This window comes from Novosphingobium sp. (assembly GCF_041915465.1).
Taxonomy (GTDB): Bacteria; Pseudomonadota; Alphaproteobacteria; order Sphingomonadales; family Sphingomonadaceae; genus Novosphingobium.
The window spans coordinates 1-4,222 of sequence record NZ_JAYSBK010000156.1 but is presented as its reverse complement, the minus strand read 5'-3'; the positions used below and the strand labels follow the sequence as shown (position 1 = coordinate 4,222).

The 4,222-nt window shown below is 63.7% G+C and carries 4 protein-coding genes; 1 reads left to right on the top strand and 3 read right to left on the bottom strand.

Translation table 11 applies throughout. The features are described from left to right. The 3 genes from ACE3SN_RS16275 to tpiA form a co-directional block, all read right to left on the bottom strand. The coding region (locus tag ACE3SN_RS16275; RefSeq protein WP_374531805.1) for a CTP synthase at nt 1–727 on the bottom strand (727 nt) is incomplete at its 3' end. A gap of 156 nt (nt 728–883) precedes the next feature. Next, entirely contained in the window at nt 884–1,306 is a 423-nt protein-coding gene (secG, locus tag ACE3SN_RS16270) for a preprotein translocase subunit SecG (RefSeq protein ID WP_374531803.1), read from the bottom strand. Nucleotides 1,307–1,408: 102 nt separating this feature from the next. After that, on the bottom strand, nt 1,409–2,167 hold the full coding sequence (gene tpiA / locus ACE3SN_RS16265) for a triose-phosphate isomerase (RefSeq protein ID WP_374531801.1): 759 nt from the start codon (nt 2,165–2,167) through the stop codon (nt 1,409–1,411). 265 nt (nt 2,168–2,432) lie between these two features. On the opposite strand from tpiA, the gene ACE3SN_RS16260 reads away from it, so the two are divergent. Then, nucleotides 2,433–4,222 (top strand): peptidyl-prolyl cis-trans isomerase (locus ACE3SN_RS16260; protein ID WP_374531800.1); only part of this gene is annotated, 1,790 nt, incomplete at its 3' end.

Sequence of the window (4,222 nt, the reverse complement as noted above, 5' to 3'; positions counted from 1 at the left end):
TGCTCGAAGCGTCAAGCGCCGGGATTACGGCTTCCTTGCGCACGTTGCAGAACAGCGCGATCTTGGCGCGCTCGTTATCGGGCAGCGGCTTTTCGCAGCGGCACAGCAGGATGTCGGGCTGAATGCCGAGACTGGTAAGCTCGCGCACCGAATGCTGGGTCGGCTTGGTCTTCAGTTCGCCGGCGGCAGCGATATAGGGGACCAGCGTCACGTGTACGAAGGCGGTCTGTTCACGACCCAGTTCGTTGCGCAGTTGGCGAATTGCCTCGATGAACGGCAGGCCCTCGATATCGCCGACGGTGCCGCCGATTTCGCACAGTACAAAGTCGAGCCCGTCGGTATCGGCCTTGGCGAATTCCTTGATCGCATCGGTCACGTGCGGGATGACTTGTACGGTCGCCCCAAGATAGTCGCCGCGGCGCTCCTTGGCGATGATGTCGCGGTAGATGCGGCCCGAGGTAATGTTGTCGGCCTGGCGTGCCGAAACGCCGGTAAAGCGCTCGTAATGGCCAAGATCAAGATCGGTCTCGGCGCCGTCGTCGGTCACATAGACTTCGCCATGCTGATAGGGGCTCATCGTGCCGGGATCGACGTTCAGGTAGGGGTCGAACTTGCGGATGCGAACCTTGAACCCGCGCGCCTGAAGCAGCGCGGCGAGGCTTGCCGCCATGAGACCTTTGCCGAGCGAGGAGACCACGCCGCCGGTGATGAAAATGTACCGCGTCATGGGAGTCGCGCCTTAATCCGATTGAGGGGGATCGGGCAAGTGATGCCTGCGCCAATCCACAGTTGCATTGATGAATGGCAAGTGCTGCGCGCAACAACGATCCCGCTCCCCGCGCCGTTATCACGGGCGGGCAGCGGGCCGTAATGATGCCGGGACTTACTGCTTCTTGGCCGGAACCGCGAGCGGATCAGCCGCGCCGGAGCTCGGTGCAGCCGGAGCGGACGAGGCGCCAGCCGGAGCAAGCGCGCCAGCGTCGAGCGGATCGGCCGGAGCGCTTGCGGGAACCGCGCCTGGTGCCGCAGGCGTGGCCGGGCGGTTCAACGTGTCTTCGATGCTGCGGCCGCTGGTGGCGCTAACCGCCATCGCCGCGAGAACGATCGAAAGGATCACGAACAGGCTCGCCAGGATGGCGGTGGCGCGCGTCAACAGGTCCGCAGCGCCGCGTGCCGACATCAGCCCGGTCGGGCTGCCGCCAACGCCGAGGCCGCCGCCTTCGGACTTCTGCATGAGGATCACCGCTACGAGCAGGGCAGCGACGATGGCCTGGACGACCGTCAGGAATACGAAAATGCTGGACATGAATGTTCCGCGAGAAGGATCTTGTTGAGGGCCATCTAGGCGTGCTTGGCCCAGCGCGCAAGGCGAGAGGCTGAATTGGCCCGAATCGGGCCTGCCACCGCCCTAGTTGCTGGCGAGGTCCGAAGCCGCGAGCACGATGGTAAGGAAGCTGTCGGCCGTCAGGCTTGCGCCGCCGACCAAGGCACCGCCTACGTCATCCGCACCGAGCAATTCAGCAGCATTCCCGGCATTGACCGAACCGCCATAAAGGATGCGCACAGTTGCCGCATCGGCACCGTAAATCTCGGTCAGCCTGGCGCGAATCGCCCGGTGCATCGCGCTCACATCTTCGACTGATGGGACGCGGCCGGTGCCGATCGCCCAGACGGGTTCATAAGCGACGGTGACCCGGTTGGGCACGCCCTCACCCTGGGGCAGCGAACCGTCGAGCTGGCCGCAAACCACGGCTTCGGCCTGGCCTGCGTCGCGCTCGGCCTCTGTCTCGCCGCAGCAGACGATCACTTCCAGCCCGGCGGCAAGGGCGGCTTCAGCCTTGGCGCGGACGTCGGCGTCACTTTCGCCGTGCATCGCCCGGCGTTCGGAGTGGCCGACGATCGTGAACAACGCCCCGGTATCCTTGATCATCGGTGCGGCAATGTCGCCGGTGAAGGCACCGGACGACTTGGCATGACAATCCTGCGCGCCGACCAGCATCGCCTGGGAATCATCGGCCATTGCCTGCAGCAGCGTAAATGGCGGAGCGATCCCCACCTTGACCCCCGGATAACGTGCGGCGCCGCGATCGATCGCCCGCGCTTCGGCAAGCATCGCCCGGGTTCCGTTCATCTTCCAGTTGCCGACGATATAGGGCCGGTTGGGCATGGCGTTTCCTTGATAGAGGCTTGGAATGGGTGATTGCGACCCCATGTGGTCTCGCGACTAGGGGAGCAAATGGCCGCTTGTCAAAGGGCAAGAGACCGGGTGGCGGGCGGCTTGGTAACAACTGGCGTCGAAATCAGCCATCCAGACACCGCGCCAAAACCCGGCACTGTTGGCAGGTCCGCCATTGCGGGAAGCGCGAAGGGGCCTTAAAGCCCCGCTCCAAAGCGCCGCGCGGGCGGCGCGTGTTTTAGTTGGCGACCGATTCATGCTCCAGTTTTTGCGCAATTTCTTCAGCTCCAAGCTCGGCGTTGTCGTCACCCTCGCCTTTCTTGGCCTGATTTCACTGGCCTTCCTGGGTGGTGACGTGGCGTCCGGTATCGGCTTCGGCAAGGGCAGCAGTTCGGGCAAGCTGGTCACGGTCGGCAAGTCGAGCATCGATGCGGGTGATCTTGAAACGGCTGCCAAGCGCCAGGTTGAACGCTTGCGCGAACAATACCCCACGCTGGACATGCGCACTTTCATTGCCGAGGGCGGGCTGGACGAACTTCTCAACAGCCTGGTCGATCTGCAAGCGATCCGCGAGTTTGGCCGTATCCACGGAATTGTGATCGGTGATCGGCTGATCGACAGCGAAATCGCGAAGATTCCGCGTGTCCAGGGCCCCGACGGAAAGTTCAGCGACATCGCCTACCAGGCCTTCTTGCGCCAGGAAGGCTTGACCGACAAGCAACTGCGCGAACGGATCGCGGGCATGCTGATGGAGCGCGAGCTGCTGTCTGCCACCCAGTTCGGCATTGCCATCCCCAAGGGTGTGATCGACCAGTACGCCGGGGTTGTCACCGAGCGCCGTACAGGAACGATCATCCTGCTGCCCTCGGCGGCGTTCGCGCCGGCCAATCCGCCGAGCGATGCCGAAATCCAGGCGTGGTACGGTTCGCACAAGTCCGACTATACGCGCCCTGAGCGCCGCGTGATCCGCTATGCCACCTTCGATGGCAACGTGGTCAAGTCCGTCGCGCCGCCGACCGATGCTGAAATCGCCGCGCGCTACAATGCCAACAAGGCCGAATATGCCGCCAGCGAAACGCGCAAGGTCACCCAGTTGGTCCTTGCGAGCGAAGCCGATGCCAAGGCGCTGGTTGCCGAGGTGAACGGCGGCAAATCGCTTGAAGCGGCCGCGACTGCAAAGGGGCTGACCTCTGCCTCGCTTGGAGCGTTGAGCAAGGACGCCCTGTCCGCACAAACCAGCTCGGCAGCCGCCGAGGCGGCATTCTCGGCGTCCAAGGGTAAGGTGGTTGGACCGGTCAAGGCGCCGCTGGGCTGGCTGGTGCTGCGGGTCGACTCGATCGATATCAAGCCCGGCAAGACGCTTGACCAGGCGCGGCCCGAGCTGGCCTCGGCCATTACCCAGGAAAAGCAGCGCGCTGCGGTAATCGATTTCTCGGCGCGGATTGAAGAGGAGTTCTCGAACGGGGCGACCCTGACCGATGTGGCCAAGGAACTGAACCTGACGATTGTCACAACCGAGGCGCTGACCAATGACGGTGCGGTCTATGGCAAGCCGGACGCCAAGGCACCGGCTGAGCTCGAAAAGGTCGTACCGACTGCGTTCCTTATGGAAAACGAAGGGCAGCCGCAGCTTGCCGAAATCGATCCGGGCAAGAAGTTCGTAGTCTTCGACGTCAGCTCGATCACGGCTTCCGCCCCTGCCCCGCTGGCCGAAATCCGCGAACAGGTGGTGTCCGACGTGCAGCTTTCGAAAGGCGAAGTCGGCGCTCACGCTGCCGCAAAGAAGCTCGAGGGCCTGATTGCAAAGGGCATGGACCCCGGCCTTGCGATGCAGCAGCTTGGCGTGTCGCTGCCGCCGGTTGACCGGGTCGACATGTCGCGCCAGCAGGTCCAGGCGATGGGCCAGCAAGTCCCTCCGCCGCTGCTGCTGCTGTTCTCGGTCGCCAAGGGCAAGACCAAGCTGATGGCTGCTCCCCGCAATCGTGGCTGGTATGTCGTCACCGTCAGCAATGTCGTTCCCGGCAAGGTCGATCCCAAGGATCCCCG

Coding starts and splice junctions, on each gene's coding strand:
- tpiA (WP_374531801.1), bottom strand. CDS start 2,167: ATGCCCAACCGGCCCTATATCGTCGGCAACTGGAAGATGAACGGAACC.
- secG (WP_374531803.1), bottom strand. CDS start 1,306: ATGTCCAGCATTTTCGTATTCCTGACGGTCGTCCAGGCCATCGTCGCT.